Annotated in this window: 15 protein-coding genes; 6 read left to right on the forward strand and 9 right to left on the reverse strand. The window is 42.5% G+C overall.

Features of this window, described 5'->3' with window-relative positions:
• Positions 1–154: 154 nt before the first annotated feature.
• Positions 155–1,159 (reverse strand): M20/M25/M40 family metallo-hydrolase, encoded by a 1,005-nt coding sequence (locus SJ2017_RS02470; protein WP_080914762.1) that lies wholly within the window; start codon positions 1,157–1,159, stop codon positions 155–157.
• A gap of 40 nt (positions 1,160–1,199) precedes the next feature.
• A complete protein-coding gene (gene uvrA / locus SJ2017_RS02475; protein ID WP_080914763.1) occupies positions 1,200–4,094 on the reverse strand; it encodes an excinuclease ABC subunit UvrA in 2,895 nt (964 codons plus the stop codon).
• Between the two features lie 371 nt (positions 4,095–4,465).
• On the opposite strand from uvrA, the gene SJ2017_RS02480 reads away from it, so the two are divergent.
• The 4 genes from SJ2017_RS02480 to rfaD all read left to right on the forward strand — a co-directional run bounded on the left by SJ2017_RS02480 (position 4,466) and on the right by rfaD (position 8,903).
• Positions 4,466–5,833 (forward strand): MFS transporter, encoded by a 1,368-nt coding sequence (locus SJ2017_RS02480; RefSeq protein ID WP_065109659.1) that lies wholly within the window; start codon positions 4,466–4,468, stop codon positions 5,831–5,833.
• 121 nt (positions 5,834–5,954) lie between these two features.
• Complete coding sequence (gene ssb / locus SJ2017_RS02485) at positions 5,955–6,683, forward strand: single-stranded DNA-binding protein (RefSeq protein ID WP_080914764.1); 729 nt, start codon at positions 5,955–5,957, stop codon at positions 6,681–6,683.
• A 247-nt stretch (positions 6,684–6,930) separates the two neighbouring features.
• Entirely contained in the window at positions 6,931–7,878 is a 948-nt protein-coding gene (locus tag SJ2017_RS02490; RefSeq protein ID WP_156003110.1) for a glycosyltransferase family 9 protein, read from the forward strand.
• A gap of 71 nt (positions 7,879–7,949) precedes the next feature.
• A complete protein-coding gene (gene rfaD / locus SJ2017_RS02495) occupies positions 7,950–8,903 on the forward strand; it encodes an ADP-glyceromanno-heptose 6-epimerase (protein WP_055022875.1) in 954 nt (317 codons plus the stop codon).
• A 75-nt stretch (positions 8,904–8,978) separates the two neighbouring features.
• Here rfaD and SJ2017_RS02500 read toward each other — a convergent pair whose 3' ends face one another.
• The 5 genes from SJ2017_RS02500 to SJ2017_RS02520 all read right to left on the reverse strand — a co-directional run bounded on the left by SJ2017_RS02500 (position 8,979) and on the right by SJ2017_RS02520 (position 12,637).
• On the reverse strand, positions 8,979–9,380 hold the full coding sequence (locus tag SJ2017_RS02500; RefSeq protein ID WP_055022874.1) for a CBS domain-containing protein: 402 nt from the start codon (positions 9,378–9,380) through the stop codon (positions 8,979–8,981).
• Entirely contained in the window at positions 9,377–9,727 is a 351-nt protein-coding gene (locus SJ2017_RS02505) for a P-II family nitrogen regulator (protein WP_055022873.1), read from the reverse strand. Before SJ2017_RS02505 ends, SJ2017_RS02500 begins: the two co-directional genes overlap by 4 nt.
• 3 nt (positions 9,728–9,730) lie before the next feature.
• Entirely contained in the window at positions 9,731–10,618 is an 888-nt protein-coding gene (locus SJ2017_RS02510) for a DUF1538 domain-containing protein (RefSeq protein WP_080914766.1), read from the reverse strand.
• Positions 10,619–10,682: 64 nt separating this feature from the next.
• The gene (locus tag SJ2017_RS02515; RefSeq protein ID WP_055022872.1) at positions 10,683–11,414 is read right to left on the reverse strand and encodes a DUF1538 domain-containing protein; all 732 of its coding nucleotides are present in this window, start codon (positions 11,412–11,414) and stop codon (positions 10,683–10,685) included.
• 428 nt (positions 11,415–11,842) lie between these two features.
• A complete protein-coding gene (locus tag SJ2017_RS02520) occupies positions 11,843–12,637 on the reverse strand; it encodes a substrate-binding periplasmic protein (protein WP_080914767.1) in 795 nt (264 codons plus the stop codon).
• Between the two features lie 443 nt (positions 12,638–13,080).
• Here SJ2017_RS02520 and SJ2017_RS02525 point away from each other — a divergent pair, with 443 nt between their 5' ends.
• On the forward strand, positions 13,081–14,073 hold the full coding sequence (locus tag SJ2017_RS02525) for an NAD(P)H-quinone oxidoreductase (RefSeq protein ID WP_080917357.1): 993 nt from the start codon (positions 13,081–13,083) through the stop codon (positions 14,071–14,073).
• Between the two features lie 323 nt (positions 14,074–14,396).
• Positions 14,397–14,837: a hypothetical protein gene (locus tag SJ2017_RS02530; protein ID WP_080914768.1), complete on the forward strand. Its 441-nt coding sequence runs from the start codon at positions 14,397–14,399 to the stop codon at positions 14,835–14,837.
• Between the two features lie 99 nt (positions 14,838–14,936).
• On the opposite strand, the gene SJ2017_RS02535 is transcribed toward SJ2017_RS02530, so the two are convergent.
• A complete protein-coding gene (locus SJ2017_RS02535; protein ID WP_080914769.1) occupies positions 14,937–15,971 on the reverse strand; it encodes an aldose epimerase family protein in 1,035 nt (344 codons plus the stop codon).
• Between the two features lie 85 nt (positions 15,972–16,056).
• A complete protein-coding gene (gene galK, locus SJ2017_RS02540) occupies positions 16,057–17,199 on the reverse strand; it encodes a galactokinase (protein WP_055022867.1) in 1,143 nt (380 codons plus the stop codon).
• Positions 17,200–17,488: the final 289 nt, after the last annotated feature.

Here is a 17,488-nt window from a genome sequence, read left to right on the forward strand (position 1 = left end):
TTGTGGGTATGCACGAAAATAGTCGCATTCGTGCTAAAGTTTCACAGACAGAAAATCAACCCCGTGTCGATTTCCCGCGTCAAAGGGGCAATATTATAGCAAGCTTTAGCCTCTATGACTATATATTTTCAATATAAAACTAAAATTGGCCTGATTATTGAAAAGCAATTTGTTGCTTATCCACTGAGATTAATTCAAAAGCGGTCTCAGTGACGGCGGCTAAAAATCCGATATCAAGTGTTTCAATTGTATCTTCTACCGTGTGGTAATATTTATGGGTAGGAACACCTAAATAAAGCCATGGAATCCCTGCCTTATGAAACGGGTAATGATCTGAAGCTCGTAACCAGTCAATTTTTACCATGCTGCCGTTTTGCATTCTTGAACGACTTTCTCTGACACATAATTGATTATAGTCTTGGAGTTGGTATTTAAGCTGATTAAATTCAGTTAAATTTCTCTCGCCTTCTATATAAATGGACTTTGGTCTTGAAGGGTGACCTACCATGTCTAAATTTATCGACATTTCTATCTGCATGCTAGGTTGTGCAGTTAACTGTTCAACCACTGCATAAGAACCATATAAGCCTGACTCTTCAGCGTCGGTTGCTACAAGCATTAAGTTAACCTTGTCATCACCATTTGACTGCCAATGCTCGGCGATAGCTAGCATAGCAGCAACGCCTGAAGCATTGTCATCTGCACCAGCAAATACTTTATTGCCTTTTTTGCCAAGGTGGTCGTAATGGGCGGTAATTACTCGCCATCGTTGGCTATCATTTTTGGCTCTAATTGTGCCAATAACATTTATCCCTTCTTTATCAGCGAAGTTTGACCGATATTGAAAGGGGACTAAAAACGAATCTTGCCAAGGGGTAAGTTCGAGTTCTTGAAAGCGTTTGATGAGATATTGCCGAGATTGTTCGGCGCCAAGCGTATTGGTTTTACGTCCTTCAAATTCAGGGCTAGTTAAAATACGTATATCTTCGAGCAGTTGGCTTTTATCTGCCCAAAGACTGATAGGTTGATTGCCGCAGTTTTTAGATGCACAAGCAGTTAGCGACAATAACATCATCAGGCTCAGTAATTTAAGCGCGAAGCGCATACCCTTGTTGATAACAGTATGTGCATTAGCCAGAGGCTTGATTAGAAATTCCATTTCGTTCCCTCTGGCTTATCGTCCGATGTTGCTTGATAGCTTATTTTTTAACAGATTTTTTTATCGTCTTTTTTGCCGCTTTCTTGGGTTTAGCCTCAGTAACTTGTGGCATTTTCTCCAACAGTGGCTGTAAAAAGCGTGCGGTATGCGACTTAGTGTTTTTAGCAACATCTTCAGGCGTACCTGTTACGAGTATTGTCCCGCCGCCTGAACCACCTTCTGGTCCTAAGTCCACAATCCAGTCGGCTGTTTTGATCACATCTAAATTGTGCTCAATAACAACAATAGTATTACCTTTGGCTTTTAGTCTATGTAATACATCAAGTAATAACTGAATATCAGCAAAGTGCAACCCGGTTGTTGGTTCATCAAGAATATACAAGGTTTTACCCGTATCACGCTTAGACAGTTCTTTAGCAAGTTTGACTCGCTGAGCTTCACCGCCTGATAAGGTCGTGGCGCTTTGTCCGAGGCAAATATATGACAAACCGACATCCACTAAGGTTTGCAGTTTACGTGCAATGGCTGGAATAGGGTCAAAGAATACACGTGCTTCTTCGATGGTCATTTGCAGCACTTCGTGGATGTTTTTGCCTTTGTATTTCACGTCTAAGGTTTCACGATTATAGCGTTTGCCTTTACATGAATCACATGGCACATACACGTCAGGTAAAAAGTGCATTTCTACTTTAATGAGACCGTCGCCCTGACAAGCTTCACAGCGTCCACCTTTTACGTTAAATGAGAAACGGCCAGGTTGGTAACCACGGCTACGCGACTCTTGTGTTGCGGCAAATAGCTCACGTATCGGAGTAAAAATGCCCGTATAAGTGGCTGGGTTTGAGCGAGGTGTTCGGCCAATAGGGCTTTGATCGATATCAACGACCTTGTCGCATTGCTCCATGCCCTTAATGCTTTTATGCGGAGCGGGCTCATCAATTGTGGCGCCATTTAGCATGCGGTGAGCAATCTTATAAAAAGTATCGTTAATTAGGGTCGACTTACCAGAACCAGATACCCCAGTTACACAAGTGAATAGCCCGATAGGAATCGTTAAATCGACATTTTTAAGATTGTTACCCGTTGCTCCAGTGAGTTCAATGACCTTTTTCGGGTCTATTGGGGTGCGCTGCTCACTGACATGGATCTGTTTTTTGCCCGAAATGTACTGACCTGTGATCGATTCTTCACATTCGATGATATCGTTTAAGCCACCAGAACAAATAACTTCACCACCGTGCACTCCTGCGCCAGGGCCAATATCGATAACATGATCTGCCATGCGAATGGCATCCTCGTCATGCTCAACTACAATCACGGTATTACCTAGATCACGAAGATGGATTAAGGTATTAAGTAAGCGCTCATTATCACGCTGATGCAGGCCAATAGAGGGTTCATCTAATACATACATGACACCAACGAGTCCGGCGCCAATTTGGCTCGCTAACCGGATCCGCTGCGCTTCACCACCTGATAGTGTGTCTGCTGAACGATCTAAGCTTAAGTAATTTAATCCCACATTGACGAGGAACCCGAGTCGATCACCTACTTCTTTTAAGATTTTTTCGGCAATTTGTGCTTTTTGCCCTGAAAATTCGACACCGTTAAAGTAGGTCATGGCTTCGCCAATAGACCACTGCGTCAATTGAGGTAATGTTAGTTCGCCAATAAAGACATTACGTGCTTCTTCACGTAAGCGAGAACCACCACAACTTTTACACGGTTGTGTATTAATGAATTTAGAAAGCTCGTCACGAACCGAGTTACTTTCAGTTTCACGGTAGCGGCGGTCCATGTTATTTAAGATGCCTTCAAATGGATGATTTCGGATCACCACATCGCCACGGTCATTAATATATTTAAAGGCAATACTTTGCTTGCCAGAGCCGTGGAGTACAATTTTTTGCACTTTATCTGTAAGTTGTTGGAACGGTGTTTCAACATCAAACTTATAATGTTCCGCCAGTGAGCTGAGCATTTGAAAATAATAGAAGTTACGTTTGTCCCAGCCGCGTATTGCACCTCCAGCAAGTGATAGCTCACCATTGGTGATCACTCTGTCGGCATCAAAATACTGTTGAACCCCTAAGCCATCACAGGTTTGACAAGCGCCAGCTGGGTTATTGAATGAGAAAATACGTGGCTCAAGTTCTGCCATTGAATAGCCACAATGAGGGCAAGCAAAATTTGCTGAAAAGATTATCTCTTCCGTTTCACCAGCCATATCAGCGACCACAGCAATACCACCTGACATTTCAAGGGTGGTTTCAAACGATTCCGCTAAACGTTGTTTAAGATCGTCACGCACTTTGAAGCGATCAACAACAACTTCAATGGTGTGTTTTACATGTAAGTCTAAGGTTGGTGGGTCTGATAAGTCACAAACATCGCCATCAATACGCGCCCGCACATAACCTTGGGCTGCGAGACTCTCTAGGAGTTTTACATGCTCACCTTTACGTGCTTTAACGACAGGCGCCAACAGCATCTGACGACTACCTTCTGGTAACTCAAGGACTTTATCGACCATTTGACTTACTGTTTGTGCGGCGAGGGGCTGACCATGAGTGGGACAGCGAGGTTCACCTACACGGGCAAATAGTAATCTTAAGTAGTCATAAATTTCGGTAATCGTACCCACAGTTGAACGTGGGTTATGTGAAGTGGATTTTTGTTCAATTGAAATCGCTGGGCTTAAGCCTTCAATATGATCAACATCAGGTTTTTCCATCAAACTCAAAAATTGGCGTGCGTATGCTGACAAAGACTCAACATAGCGGCGTTGTCCTTCGGCATATAAGGTGTCGAAGGCCAATGAAGATTTGCCTGAACCTGACAGCCCGGTAATGACAATGAGTTTGTCACGGGGAATTTTGAGGTCAAAGTTTTTTAGATTGTGGGTTCGTGCACCGCGAATTTCAATGGTATCCATTCTTCACTCTGATGTTGTTCTCAGGGGCTTGGTAAGAGATCTACTTCTTTAAGCCGCCGAATTTTAAATGGGTTTAAGCTATTTTTGTCTAAATAGTTTATGTTGGTTTGTCGATTTTATGATGTATTTATACAGTATTTTATACAGTGTTGTATAGGGCTAAGTGCTTAGTTCATTTTCTGCGGTGTCATTCCTATTCGGGATAACCTGAACTGGGATATAAAACACATTATAACCTGTTTGTTTAATCTCATTAGCAAATACGACAATCAGTTGCTGCTTGGTTCATTATTCCTTTTGAGCTAAATTAGGACGCTGTGATAATATGCGCAACTCAAAATTTTTACTGTGACAAAATTAAGGGCAAGTGAATGGCCAAGAATGGACTATCCGGCATAGAGAAAAAAGTCGCTTTTTCGTTAGCCAGCGTGTTTGGTTTACGAATGATGGGCTTGTTTATGATCATGCCTGTGTTTGCGCTTTACGGCCAACACTTAGAAGGATTCTCGCCATTATGGGTCGGTATTGCCATAGGGGCATACGGCTTAACACAAGCTTGTTTGCAAATTCCCATGGGCATGTTGTCTGACAAATATGGCCGAAAGCCTATCATTTTAGGTGGTTTAGTCATTTTTGCTATTGGTAGTATTGTCGCTGCGATGTCTGATCATATTTACGGTGTGGTGCTGGGCCGTGCTTTACAGGGCATGGGAGCCATTGCTGCGGCGGTATTGGCACTCGCTGCCGACTTAACCCGTGATGAACAACGAACCAAAGTCATGGCAATCATTGGGATGTGTATTGGCTTTTCTTTCGCTTTATCTTTACTTGCTGGGCCGATAGTCGCTCAATATGCTGGCCTTGAAGGTTTATTCTTTTTAACTGCCATTTTAGCTGTGTTAGGCATGGTGATTGTGCAGGTCTTAGTACCAAACCCTGTGTCTCAAGCCCCTAAAGGGGATACTGTTGCTACGCCGACCAAGCTTAAACGTATGCTGATGGACCCTCAGTTATTTCGATTAGATGCGGGCATTTTTATTCTTCATTTAGTATTAACAGCGGTGTTTGTCGCATTACCTTTAGATTTAGTTGATGCAGGCTTAGTCAAAGAAAAGCACTGGATGTTGTACTTCCCCGCTTTTGTTGGCGCATTCTTTTTAATGGTGCCCTTGATCATTATTGGCGTTAAGCGCAATAACACTAAAACTATGTTCCAAATCTCATTGCTTATAATGATGCTATCACTCGCTGCTATGGGAATTTATGCTGATAATTTGTGGGTGCTCAGTGGCGCTGTGGTGTTATTTTTTACCGGCTTTAACTATTTAGAGGCATCATTACCTAGCTTAATCGCAAAGTTTTGTCCTATGGGCGATAAAGGTTCTGCGATGGGGGTTTACTCGACCAGTCAATTCTTAGGTGCTTTTTGTGGTGGCATGTTAGGTGGTGGCGCTTATCAATTGGTCGGCGCTTCAGGTGTCTTTTATGTCGCGTTAGCGTTGATGTTTGTGTGGTTATTATTGACCATTGGCATGGAAAAACCAGTGCTTCTTAAAAGCTATACGCTTGAAGCTGAAGCGAAAGATAGAAATCATGCCCAAGATATGGCAACTCAGCTATCACAACTTACAGGGGTTGCTGAGGCAATTGTCGTGATTGAAGAGAAAGCTGCTTATTTAAAAGTAGATGATCAATTCGATTTAAGAGAAGCCCGAGCTGTGTTAGGCTCTGTCAGCTAAGAATTAAATTCGTATTTTTGTGTGATAGTTGATGTGTCAACAGACATAAAAATGGCATAATTGATTCAACAGAATTTGAACATAAATAAATTTAGAACATGTTAAATCGCAGGAGATTTCAATGGCCAGTCGTGGTGTGAATAAAGTAATTTTGGTTGGTAATTTAGGTAAAGATCCTGAAGTTCGTTACATGCCAAACGGTAACGCAGTCGCTAACTTTACTGTAGCAACAAGTGAATCTTGGAAAGACCAGCAAGGTCAGCAACAAGAACGCACTGAATGGCACAACATTGTGATGTACCGTCGACTAGCTGAAGTAGCTGGCGAATACCTGAAAAAAGGTTCTAAAGTTTACTTAGAAGGTAAACTGCAAACCAGCAAGTGGCAGGATCAGACTACGGGTCAAGATCGCTACAAAACCGAAATCAATGCAATGGAAATGCAAATGCTTGATAGCCGTGGCCAAGGCGGTCAGCAAGGTGGTATGAACCAAGGTCAAGGTGGCTATGGTAATGCGCCTCAGCAAAGTGCACCGCAATCTCAAGGCGGATACGGCCAACAGCAGCAATCTCAAGCTGGTTATCAGCAGCCTGCTCAACAGCAAGCAGCTCAAAAGCCTGCTTACACGCCTAAACCTCAAGCGCCAGCGCAGCAGCAAGGTAGTTACCAGCAGCCTGCTCAACGTCCAGCACCTGCCCAGCAACAAGGTGGTTTCCAACAACCTGCTCAACAACAGCAAGGTGGTTTCCAGCAACAATCTGCTCCTGCACAGCGTCCTGCGCCAACACCACAACCGCAGAACACTACGCCAGATTTAGGCGGTGATTGGGATGACGATATCCCGTTCTAATACACAGTATTCGCTGGATTAATCGAAGTGATATTTAAAATCCCTGTTATGCAGGGATTTTTTGTTGTTCATTAACAAGTTTGATTGATGATGAGTGTGAAGAAAGCTTTGTTGGTATAAAATGAAACATTCATTGGTTTATTTTGACGGATAACAAAGAGTTTAGGATCTGAGTAAATGAAAAAAAATCCTGTATGTTAGACATGATAAAATTGGTGACTTCACCACGAAGTGGCCCGCACTTAGCATGTTAAAACAGGCAATACCGGATGCAACAATTGACGTATTTGTTGCTCCTGTAGTGAAAAGTTTTGCCGAGGCATGCCCTCATGTGGATAACGTCTTAGTTGATACAGGTGATGATGCGGCTATTGCAGAGCTGATTAAAGAGCAACATTACGATGCAGCTATCGTTTCATTGTCTCAATACCGAGTTTATAAACTACTTAAACCAGCTCGAATTCCTTATGTACTGGTTCCCACGCTAAATTGGTACCAATATCTCTATAAACACAGAACCAACGCACAATATCAAGATGGCATTTCTGTTTGGCGAAGAGGTTGTAATGTTGTTGAGCACTTTCTAAAAGAGCACAATTACACTATTCCAGAAGTGAAACGACCTTTTTGGGATATGAGCAATAAAAAGCACAAGTGGCAAGAGTATTACAATAAACAGGGTGAAGAAAAGTTGATTTTTGCTCACCCTGGTACAGGTGGCTCGTCGGGCGGGGTGCCTGTTGAGTCATTTTCGAATATGCTTATTGATATTAGTCAGCGTACTGCGTTAGATTGCCGATTTGTGGTCACTTACAGCGGCCAAGAAGAAGTGCTTGCCGACGAAATGGTCGCTATTTTGTCTGAAAAAGGCATTAAGGTTGAAAAAGCCAAACCATTATCGAGCCTGAGCGAATTTGCTGAGTCATTAGTGGCTGCTGATATGTTTATCGCAGGCTCTACCGGGCCTTTGCATTTAGCAGGTCTACACAATGTGCCGACATTAGGGTTTTATGCAGGCAGACGCTCTGCACCGCATATACGTTGGCAGTCGTTATCAGCGGATGATCGCCGATTATCTTATACACCGCCTGTTGGAAAAAGAACGGGTCGCAATATGGCGTTAGTTGATTTTGACAAGGCAGCCACTGAGGCTGCGGCGTTTTTAGATTCATTTTATTCAGACGTTAGCCGTTAAGTTAAGGCTATCAAAACAAGATTTGGTTTAAGCGTGATGTATGTTCACGCCAATACACAGGAATTGAGCTTATGATCGTGGTTACAGGTGCTGCAGGTTTTATCGGTAGTAATTTAGTTAAATCGCTTAATGAAATGGGCCGTACAGATATCATCGCCGTCGATGATCTTACTGATGGCACGCAAATGTTTAATTTAGCCGATTGCGAAATCGCTGATTACTTAGATAAAGATGCCTTTTTAGCCAGCATTAAAGCGGGTGAGTTTGACGGTAAATTAGAAGTGATTTTCCATCAAGGAGCATGTTCATCGACCACTGAGTGGGATGGCAAGTTTATGATGCAAAACAACTATGAATACTCAAAAGTATTACTGCATTATAGCCAAGCAAATAATGTGCAATTTATCTATGCATCATCGGCATCTGTGTACGGTGGTAGTGACACTTTTGTTGAGAAGCGCGAAGTTGAAAAACCGCTAAATGTGTATGCTTACTCTAAGTTCTTGTTTGACCAATACGTCCGTCAACAAGACACAACTGCCCAAGTTGCAGGTCTTCGTTATTTTAACGTTTACGGCCCTAGAGAGCAGCATAAAGGCGGCATGGCGAGTGTAGCATTCCACTTTAATAACCAAATCAAAGCGAACGGTGTTTGTCGTTTATTTGCCGGTGTGGATGGCTATGAAGATGGTCAGCAACTACGTGATTTCGTGTTTGTTGAAGACGTCGTTAAAGTGAACATTTGGTTATGGCAGAACAAGTCAGTGTCTGGTGTGTTTAACTGCGGAACAGGTGAAGCGCAAAGCTTTAATGATGTAGCAAATGCCGTTATTCAGTACCATGGTAAAGGCGACATTGAATACATTCCTTTCCCTGATAAATTAAAGGGTGCTTACCAGAGCTATACTCAAGCAGATTTAACCTTGCTTCGTTCAGTGGGTTGTGACCATGTCTTCAAAACGGTTGAACAAGCAGTGCCTGAGTATTTAGATTGGCTAAAAGACCAACATTTTATCGGTCAGTAATCATAGATTGATGGCAAATCTATAAAGCCTTGATGAGTCAATCATCAAGGCTTTTTTATTGGCAAAACCCTAATGCTATTGACTAACCATGCCTTTAAGTACGATATCGTCATAAGTCACAAAGCCAATAATGTTGCTGTTTTCAACCACAGGTGCTTTATTGATTTGGAATTGATCAAATAGCCTAGCGGTATAACGGATATCCATATCTGCACTGACAGCCATCACCGGCTTTATCATGATTTCATATACGTTAACTCGCTCCGGTGACTTATTTGTTGCGAGGACTTTTCTGGCAATATCGCTGAGCAATAGCATGCCATATTCGTCATGCTCATTACGCTTGTTGACGACCAAAATAGAGACATTCTGTTCCACCGCGATGGCAATGGCTTCACTAATGGTCAGCATACCGTCAATCATAGCGTATTGATTCATCAATACATCTCGATTTTTAATAGGCGTTGTCGGCTTCATATTTGATCCTTAATATCATTGGTGAGTTTTTCAACTTGATGAGCAACACCAACGGCATCTTCAACATCAATTTGAATCGCAATACCTTGGCCTGGGTTAGTGTTAAACCCGCCCACCTCGCATATTGTCTCTAAAATATGGCGACTCATATGCTCTTCTACTAGCCATAAAATCACATCACGCTGAACATCTAAGCCTAAGCCCATGAAGGTTTTCTTTTTCTTTAGCCCTTCACCTCTAGCATGGTTGATAACTGTGGCGCCAGTAGCGCCAGCTTCTCGGGCGGCATCAAGTACAGTGTCTGTCGTGATGTCGTCAACAAAAGCGATAATTAACTTAAATCGCATTTATTACTCCTTAATGGAATGATTATTTTTTATTGTTGATGTTGGCACTGCTGAACTAGGAAGTGCCTCTGATATATCTGCTGGAACGGCTGCATTTTTTTCATTGAGCTCAGTTTCATCAATTGCTTGGGATTTTCGTTTGTCTAGCCAGGCTACAAGTTGGGCATAGCTCATTACAGCAATAATGGGGAACAAACTGGCAAAAGCGATAAGCCCAAAGCCATCAATAAGTGGATTACGTCCTTCAACATTTGAGGCTAAACCTAAACCTAATGCTGCTACCAGGGGCACGGTAACAGTTGAAGTGGTGACGCCACCTGAATCATACGCGAGTGGGATGATGGATTTAGGTGCGTAGAAGGTTTGGATCACTACCACCACATAACCTGCCATGATGTAATAATGGATTGGGTCACCAACGACGATGCGAAAACAGCCTAGCGAGATGCCGAAAGCCACGCCAATTGCCACCGAAATACGTAACCCTTGAGTGCTAATCGTGCCACCTGACACTTCGTTCGCTTTAATAGCGACTGCAATCAATGAGGGTTCGGCAATGGTGGTGCTGAATCCAATAGCGGCAGCAAAGACATACACCCATAAATAGTCTTGCCAGATGTAAGGCCCAGCAGAACCATCAGGGTGCAAAATTTCTGGTGAGGTTAACTGATTTGCAAGATTTTCACCGATTGGGAACAGCGCCAGTTCGAGTCCGACTAAGAAAAAGCTTAACCCGAAGGTGACATAAACAAACCCAAGCACCACCGTTTTCCAGTTAGCTATAGGACGTTTAAGTACACCTAATTGGAATCCAAATAGAATGATGGCTATCGGGATCACATCTCGCATTGTGAGCAGCAAGGTTTCTAATAACTGATAAAGCCACGTCATTTGGCCTCCTTGGCAAATTGTACCTGCTCATTAAGTAAAGTAATGCCTTTATTGCACATCATTGTCATAACACCATGCCGTAAAGTAAGACAAAAATTACCGGCGTTAAACTTGCAAAAGCAATGAGTCCAAAGCCATCTAACATTGGGTTTCGGCCTTTAATCACAGTGGCTAAGCCCACGCCTAATGCCGTCACTAATGGCACTGTAATCGTTGACGTGGTCACGCCACCCGAGTCATAAGCGATGCCGATGATATTTTCTGGGGCAAAGCTTGTGAGGATCATGACAATAATGTAGCCACCGATGATTAGGTAATGAATTGGCCAGCCTTTAACAATCCTGATTACTCCAAGCAAGATGGCTAAGCCAACGGAGACTGCCACCGTTAATCTCAGTCCCATCGCATAACTGTCCATTGCTGCTTCTGTGGCGGCAATGGCGCCACCTTCTGCTGCGACTTCAGCCGCTTCAGCTGCCACAGCGGTCAGCGCGGGTTCTGCTAGGGTCGTGCCAAAGCCGAGTGAGAAAGAAAAAATGACTAACCAGAATGTGCTACCTTTGCGAGCAAGGGCATGAGCTAAGGACTCACCGATTGGAAATAGGCCCATTTCCAATCCGAACACAAAAAAAGTCAGTCCTAAAACGATAAAGATGACACCGACAAGGATAGAAAAAAGGTTATCAGGAGCTTGTTGGAGGATAAAAATTTCAAAAAAACTCACCACTAAAATAATGGGGACTAAATCTCGAAAACTGCCGAGCATAGATTGTAATAACTTAACTAATCCGCTCATTCCACCTCCTGTGAAAGTTAATAATGACAATCGCTTAAGCGTAATTCCTCGCGTATAGGGAAAAGAAAACGCCTTATTGGAATGGTCTAACTTATGTATTCAGTTTGCCAAGGTTACACATTGAGGCAACAGAAATTTAACAAAAGTTGCAATAGTTTTGAGCTAGATCAATTTGTCTTTGAAAATGTGCGCTAGGTGAATCGAACCGAGGGTATTTGCAATAAACAATCAAACCTAAAAGGTACTAATTGTGGGGTGAGTCATTATTGACGGAACTGTATTCATGAGAGTAGAGAAAGCTAACTGCTAGTGAGCCAAATGAGGCGGTAAAATAATGCTTATGTATTTTGTTGGATAAGCATCATTGGGGGAGTCGTTCAGTGCAAGGCATGTATAACTAGGGTATTGTAAAGCTTAGGCATTTAAAATTAAGGAGTTAGCGCTAATGGATCTGCTGGGTGCTCAATATTGTATTTATCCAATATTTGTTGGTATTCCCCCGTTTTTTTGAGCTTAGTTAGCCCTTGATTAAACATTTTGGCAGCTTTAGTCGCGCCTTGGTTAAAGCCTACATACAAAGGCAATGGTTCACCGAAGGTACCTGCAAAGCGAATTTTATCATCTAGAGCTAGCTTTTCAGCCGTGTTTTGAATAACCACTTTATTACCCAGCATGACATGAAAACGGCCTTTGATAAGCCTTTTTAGGTTCATGGTTAACGGCTGGTTTCCAGTCGCAATGTAGAAACGATTTGAATTGGCAATTTTATCGTTTAATCGCTCGCCATAGTCATAACCACGAATGATACCAACTTGCACGTTATCTAAATCTTCAAGCTGGTTAAATTGCCAAGCAAACCCTGTCGTGGTGTAGAAATCTTTGCTTGCATAACCCACAACGACTTCATCAGTATATAAATTAAATTGGCTAACATGCTCTGGCGTGACGGCTAATATTGCATCAATATTTCCGTGTTGGACTTCTTTTAAAGCACGATTAAATGGCACTGCGATAAAATGAACCGGTTGATCCATTTCAGCAAAAGCCCTTTTTGTTAATTCAGTGACATAGCCTGTTTGACCTTCACAAACGTAAGGGCACCAAATATCAGATGCGATTAAAAGGGGCTTGGCAGATAAAGACGCTGACCAAAGGCTACTAAGGCACAATAGACATGCTGTAGTGCAAGCGAACAACTTAGTTAAGGCTGTGTTTAGCGTCATTTTCACAATGATATAAATTCCAGTCAGTTTATGTGTTCGCAACTTATAACAGGCTTAACAAGCAACCCATTATTAGTTTGTTGAGTCAATAGAGAACAGTATAACTAAATCTTCCCGAGTAATAAGTTACTTCGTGTACATTTGAAGTCATAAGGTTAAGCAGTGAGTCTAACTCTTTGAGTTATTGTATCTTAAAGCGGCAATCTATTAGGTTAAATTTAATCGTTCTTGGTATTTTTGCCAGTTTTGTAAAGCGAAATCGTTAATCGTCGTGAGTTGTTGATAAGTTATGTAGCAATGTTATCTTCATGCTTTTGTCTCGGCGCAGTTTTCGAGTTGAAGGTGTCTAGAGGCTAATTTGTTTCAAGGTCATGTTGTCCATCTGGTCACATTCTGGTGCTTATTTCATCCTTGTGCGACTGACTATTATTGAGGTTTATATCATGAAATATATTACTTTTACTGAGCCTGGAAGCGCAGAAGTTATGAATATTGCACAATCTCAAGATGACTTAATCACTCAAGCATTAACGTCGGATCAGGTTGTCATTAACGTCCATGCTGCAGGTGTGAACGGCCCCGATATTAAGCAGCGAGAAGGGGCATATCCAGCCCCCAAAGGGGCTAGTCCTATTTTAGGCTTAGAAGTGTCAGGTGAGATTATTGCTGTCGCAGAAGGTGTTTCTCAATGGCAAGTTGGCGATAAAGTATGTGCCTTAGTTCCAGGTGGCGGCTATGCCGAACAAGTCGTGACGTTTGCTAGTCATTGTTTACCTATTCCTAAAGGTTATAGCTTTGAGCAAGCTGCTGCACTACCCGAAACCTGCTTTACGGTTTGGGGCAACATGATGATTAGAGCAGGGTTGAGTAAAGGTGAGTCAGTGTTAATTCACGGTGGCTCAGGTGGTATCGGAACAACAGCAATTCAAATCGCTAAGGCAATGGGAGCACGCGTATTTGTCACTTCTGGTTCCGATGAAAAGTGCCAATATTGTCTGCAACAGGGTGCAGAACTTGCCATTAATTATCACACACAAGATTTTGTCGAGCCGATACTTAATGTGACAAATGGCCAAGGGGTCAATGTGGTGTTTGATATAGCGGGTGGAGATTTTGTGAATAAAAACCTCAAAGTGGTGGCAATGGATGGCCGAATGGTGACTGTTGCCATGCAAAGGGGAATAAGAGCTGAAGTGGATATTTTTAGACTCATGGCAAAGCGGATCAGCTGGACAGGTTCCACCTTGAGGCCGCAAAGTGTTGAAGCGAAAGCCGACATTGCTGCAGCACTGAGAGCGCAAATTTGGCCATTACTTGATAGTGGCTCAATTAACATCAAGCTGGATAAGATCTTTGCCTTTGAAGAGGTTATCGCAGCACATCAATATATGGAGTCAGGACAGCATCAAGGTAAAATTGTATTGAAAGTGATATAGAACAGATTTTTTCGAATTGAGAACTTGAAGCTTACGTATTTTGGGCTAAATTTGAGCGTGTATGAGAGGGTTAATTTTCAGCCATATTGTCTGGTTATTAGCGATTGATATGCGGGTAGGTGAATCGCCTAGCTCACTATGATATCGATTTTATTGTTGAGTTCAAAATATCAAAAACTTCATAAAACATCAGTTGATTTTTGAAGAAGTTTTTGATTAATTACCCTCAATAGTCATGCGTTAACTGTATGGTTTATTTATTAAACGATGTACTCATCAGTACATTTTTAAAGGTATGTGTTGATTTAAGGGCGTTAGCATATATGTATAACACTGCAAAAAAACAAGTGTGGTTCGGTGAATTAAGAACTGCAAGAGGCACGTCAATCGTCGTTCATGATAACCGTTTACCTGACGCGTCACCTGGACGGATCTACTTATTCAATGCGAGTCGAAATACCATTGGTGAGTATGTCGAAGATATTGTTAAAGTGAATCTTCATGAACTTGATGATGCGCAACTTGCTGCGGCAAAAGCTGAACATGATGCAGCATGGCAAGCCGCTAGAGCTGAATTTATGGCAAAGCATGAGGCACATATTGAACTATCTTCAGTGCCAGATTCAGCACCTGAAGTGAAAAGTAAGGCGCCGGTTGTTCCCGACGAGCCAATGGATGATGTCATGGATGCTGATGACGATATGGAATTTGAAGATACGGGTTTTGAAGCCAGTATGAGTGATGATGGTGACGAGGACAGGTAGCATCAATGCAAATGGCATTGGTTGACTATAGTATTGTCATTACAATAAAAAAGGCGCTCCCTTAAGGGTAGCGCCTTTTTTATGGAGAACTCTCAGGGCTTATAGCACACCAAACTCATAGCGAGTGTGATGGTGATAAGTATCACCTGCAGCAATCCACGGCTCACCCGGTAAGTGGGGTTGATTTGGAGAGTCTGGTAGCATCTGCGGCTCAATACATACAGCGCGATGGGATTGATAAATCTCCCCTTTAAAACCTTTTGTTCCCTCAAGGAAGTTTGCCCCATATAACTGAACGCCAGGCTGATCAGTATAGATGGTCATAGTGCGGCCGCTTTTAGGGCTTGATAGGCAACCAAAGCGAACAAGATCATGATTTGTCTGAGCTAATACATAACAATGGTCAAAACCATTGGTAGCGCTTAATGCTGCACGCTGTGTCTGCTCAGAAAAAGGCGTCGGTTTTGATAAATCTAAGTCGCTGCCGAGCGTTTCATTCATTGAGATAGGCACGCCGACATCGTTCATGGTTAAATATTGCTGGGCATCGACTTGAATGTGATGACTCACATTCGTCTCACTATCAGCGCCTTCTAAATTAAAGTAACTGTGCTGAGTCAAACTAATAGGACAGGCTTTATCGACCTGAGCTTGAATGTCGATAAGTAAATTATTGCCTTCTAAACGGTAGTCTAGCTGAACTTTACATAGCCCAGGAAAGCCCATTTCTCCATCAGGGCTGTCGACCGTTAACCGCACTCCATCAGCTAAGGTTTCCATATGCCATTGCTTTAAATGAAACCCGTCACGACCGCCATGTAAGCAGTTTGTCGCTTGGTTAATGTCTAGTTGATAGTCTTGCCCTTGATAATGCAATTGACCATTAGCGATACGGTTAGAATAGCGACCTGCAATCGCTCCTAAATAGGCTTGCTGAGCTAAGTAGTCAGCGACACTGTCACAACCCAGTACAATGTTCTGACGCTGTCCAAATTTATCTGCAGTCCATAATTCACGAATGATCCCACCTAGGCTTAGAATTTCGATTGCGATGTTGCCGTTATCGATTCGGACACGCTCGATGCTGCCACCACGAGGGTCTTGCCATGGCTCCAATGCCGTGATTTCAATCATTGTAGTCTCTTCCTGATGAGATAATTAAGCCGTGTGGCAGCCGCTACATTCACTATTAGACACTGCCAGCTGATGCTTTAGTGATTTAGTCGATTCTGCCTGCACCATCACTGGCTGAGCATAAATAAATAATGGCCTCAAGCCCCGTTTGTTCTGGGTATTTGGCTTCAATAGCGTTGACAACAGCATCGGTAAGTTCATGATCAATTAAGGCTACAACGCAGCCATCACTCATACGAACACCGCCACGGTTGCCAATGACGTCTTTAACAATACCGACAAGGGTATCGATTTCTTGCGTGGAAATGTCGAAATCGGTTTTCATTGAGTCATGAGATTGTGCCATCAACTGACTGAAACGTGTTATATCATTTTGCTCAAGTGCTCTAGCAGCATTTACAGTACGTTGATTCTCAGTTAACACATGCCTTGCTCGACAAAATAGCGTGTCACCTAGGGCATGCTTTTCACGATTTAGCTGCACCAAACTGACTTCTCTTAATGACTCAATGGCTAATAGGTCGTTAATTTCGGCACACTCTTTTTTGCGTGCTTCAAATCGTTCTATTAAACTTTGGCGATCGATATGTGGATCGACAATTAATAAACTGAGATTTTCAGGGATCGAGACAGGCTCACTATCAAGCTCTAAACAATCAATGAGTAGGGCATGATCAGCTTCAGCCAAGGCGCTAATGGTTTGATCCATAATTCCTGACTCAGTTTTTATAAAGCGGTGTTCGCCACGTTGCGCTATTTGGGCAATAGCAAGTGGTGATAAGTGCAGTTGACTGGCATAGCTGATAGCGGTGCCAAAAGCGACCTCTAAGGCAGCAGAAGATGACATGCCAGCACCTAAAGGCACATTGCCAACAATCGCTAAATCAAGCCCTTTTGCTTTTAGGCCCGATTGAAACATCGACGCGGTAAATCCTTTTAAATAATTACCCCAGCTATTACTGTCTTGGCTGGTACTTTCTTCACCAAATTTCCACTGTATTATCTGACCCGGAAACGCATCAGTTACAGCACGAAATGTATTGTCACTGCGCTCTTTAACAGCGATGACAGTGTGAAAATTAATTGCAGCGGGTAAAACAAATCCTTCGTTATAATCCGTGTGTTCGCCAATAATATTGACGCGACCTGGTGCTTGATAAAGGTCGTCAGCCGTAGTTCCAAATGTTTGTACAAACAACTTCATGGCTTTTTGAGCAGGATTAGACATACAGTTACAGTTCCAAAGAATGCCGAATTACTTAGATATTTTTACGAGTATCGAATTGACTACTTAACTTTAAACTTAGACTAAATTGAGTTAATTGTCCGATAGATATGTGATTTATATCACGATTGGTCGGAGGTGTAACTAGGATTCACTATTTTGATTCCATTTCTGACCGAAAATGGATATTTATTAAGTAAATTCATGTCGTTTGGTGCGGCCATTTATCTTAAAGGACTATTCTAATGCGGCTATTATTTCGTTTAAAGAACAACAGCCGTCTAGATTAACC

The sequence above is a fragment of the Shewanella japonica genome, assembly GCF_002075795.1.
GTDB classification, from domain to species: domain Bacteria; phylum Pseudomonadota; class Gammaproteobacteria; order Enterobacterales; family Shewanellaceae; genus Shewanella; species Shewanella japonica.

Excerpts from the sequence above, each read along its gene's own strand:
- SJ2017_RS02470 (WP_080914762.1), bottom strand. The coding sequence starts at position 1,159 with ATGGAATTTCTAATCAAGCCTCTGGCTAATGCACATACTGTTATCAAC.
- uvrA (WP_080914763.1), bottom strand. The coding sequence starts at position 4,094 with ATGGATACCATTGAAATTCGCGGTGCACGAACCCACAATCTAAAAAAC.
- SJ2017_RS02480 (WP_065109659.1), top strand. The coding sequence starts at position 4,466 with ATGGCCAAGAATGGACTATCCGGCATAGAGAAAAAAGTCGCTTTTTCG.
- ssb (WP_080914764.1), top strand. The coding sequence starts at position 5,955 with ATGGCCAGTCGTGGTGTGAATAAAGTAATTTTGGTTGGTAATTTAGGT.
- SJ2017_RS02490 (WP_156003110.1), top strand. The coding sequence starts at position 6,931 with ATGTTAAAACAGGCAATACCGGATGCAACAATTGACGTATTTGTTGCT.
- rfaD (WP_055022875.1), top strand. The coding sequence starts at position 7,950 with ATGATCGTGGTTACAGGTGCTGCAGGTTTTATCGGTAGTAATTTAGTT.
- SJ2017_RS02500 (WP_055022874.1), bottom strand. The coding sequence starts at position 9,380 with ATGAAGCCGACAACGCCTATTAAAAATCGAGATGTATTGATGAATCAA.
- SJ2017_RS02505 (WP_055022873.1), bottom strand. The coding sequence starts at position 9,727 with ATGCGATTTAAGTTAATTATCGCTTTTGTTGACGACATCACGACAGAC.
- SJ2017_RS02510 (WP_080914766.1), bottom strand. The coding sequence starts at position 10,618 with ATGACGTGGCTTTATCAGTTATTAGAAACCTTGCTGCTCACAATGCGA.
- SJ2017_RS02515 (WP_055022872.1), bottom strand. The coding sequence starts at position 11,414 with ATGAGCGGATTAGTTAAGTTATTACAATCTATGCTCGGCAGTTTTCGA.
- SJ2017_RS02520 (WP_080914767.1), bottom strand. The coding sequence starts at position 12,637 with ATGACGCTAAACACAGCCTTAACTAAGTTGTTCGCTTGCACTACAGCA.
- SJ2017_RS02525 (WP_080917357.1), top strand. The coding sequence starts at position 13,081 with ATGAAATATATTACTTTTACTGAGCCTGGAAGCGCAGAAGTTATGAAT.
- SJ2017_RS02530 (WP_080914768.1), top strand. The coding sequence starts at position 14,397 with ATGTATAACACTGCAAAAAAACAAGTGTGGTTCGGTGAATTAAGAACT.
- SJ2017_RS02535 (WP_080914769.1), bottom strand. The coding sequence starts at position 15,971 with ATGATTGAAATCACGGCATTGGAGCCATGGCAAGACCCTCGTGGTGGC.
- galK (WP_055022867.1), bottom strand. The coding sequence starts at position 17,199 with ATGTCTAATCCTGCTCAAAAAGCCATGAAGTTGTTTGTACAAACATTT.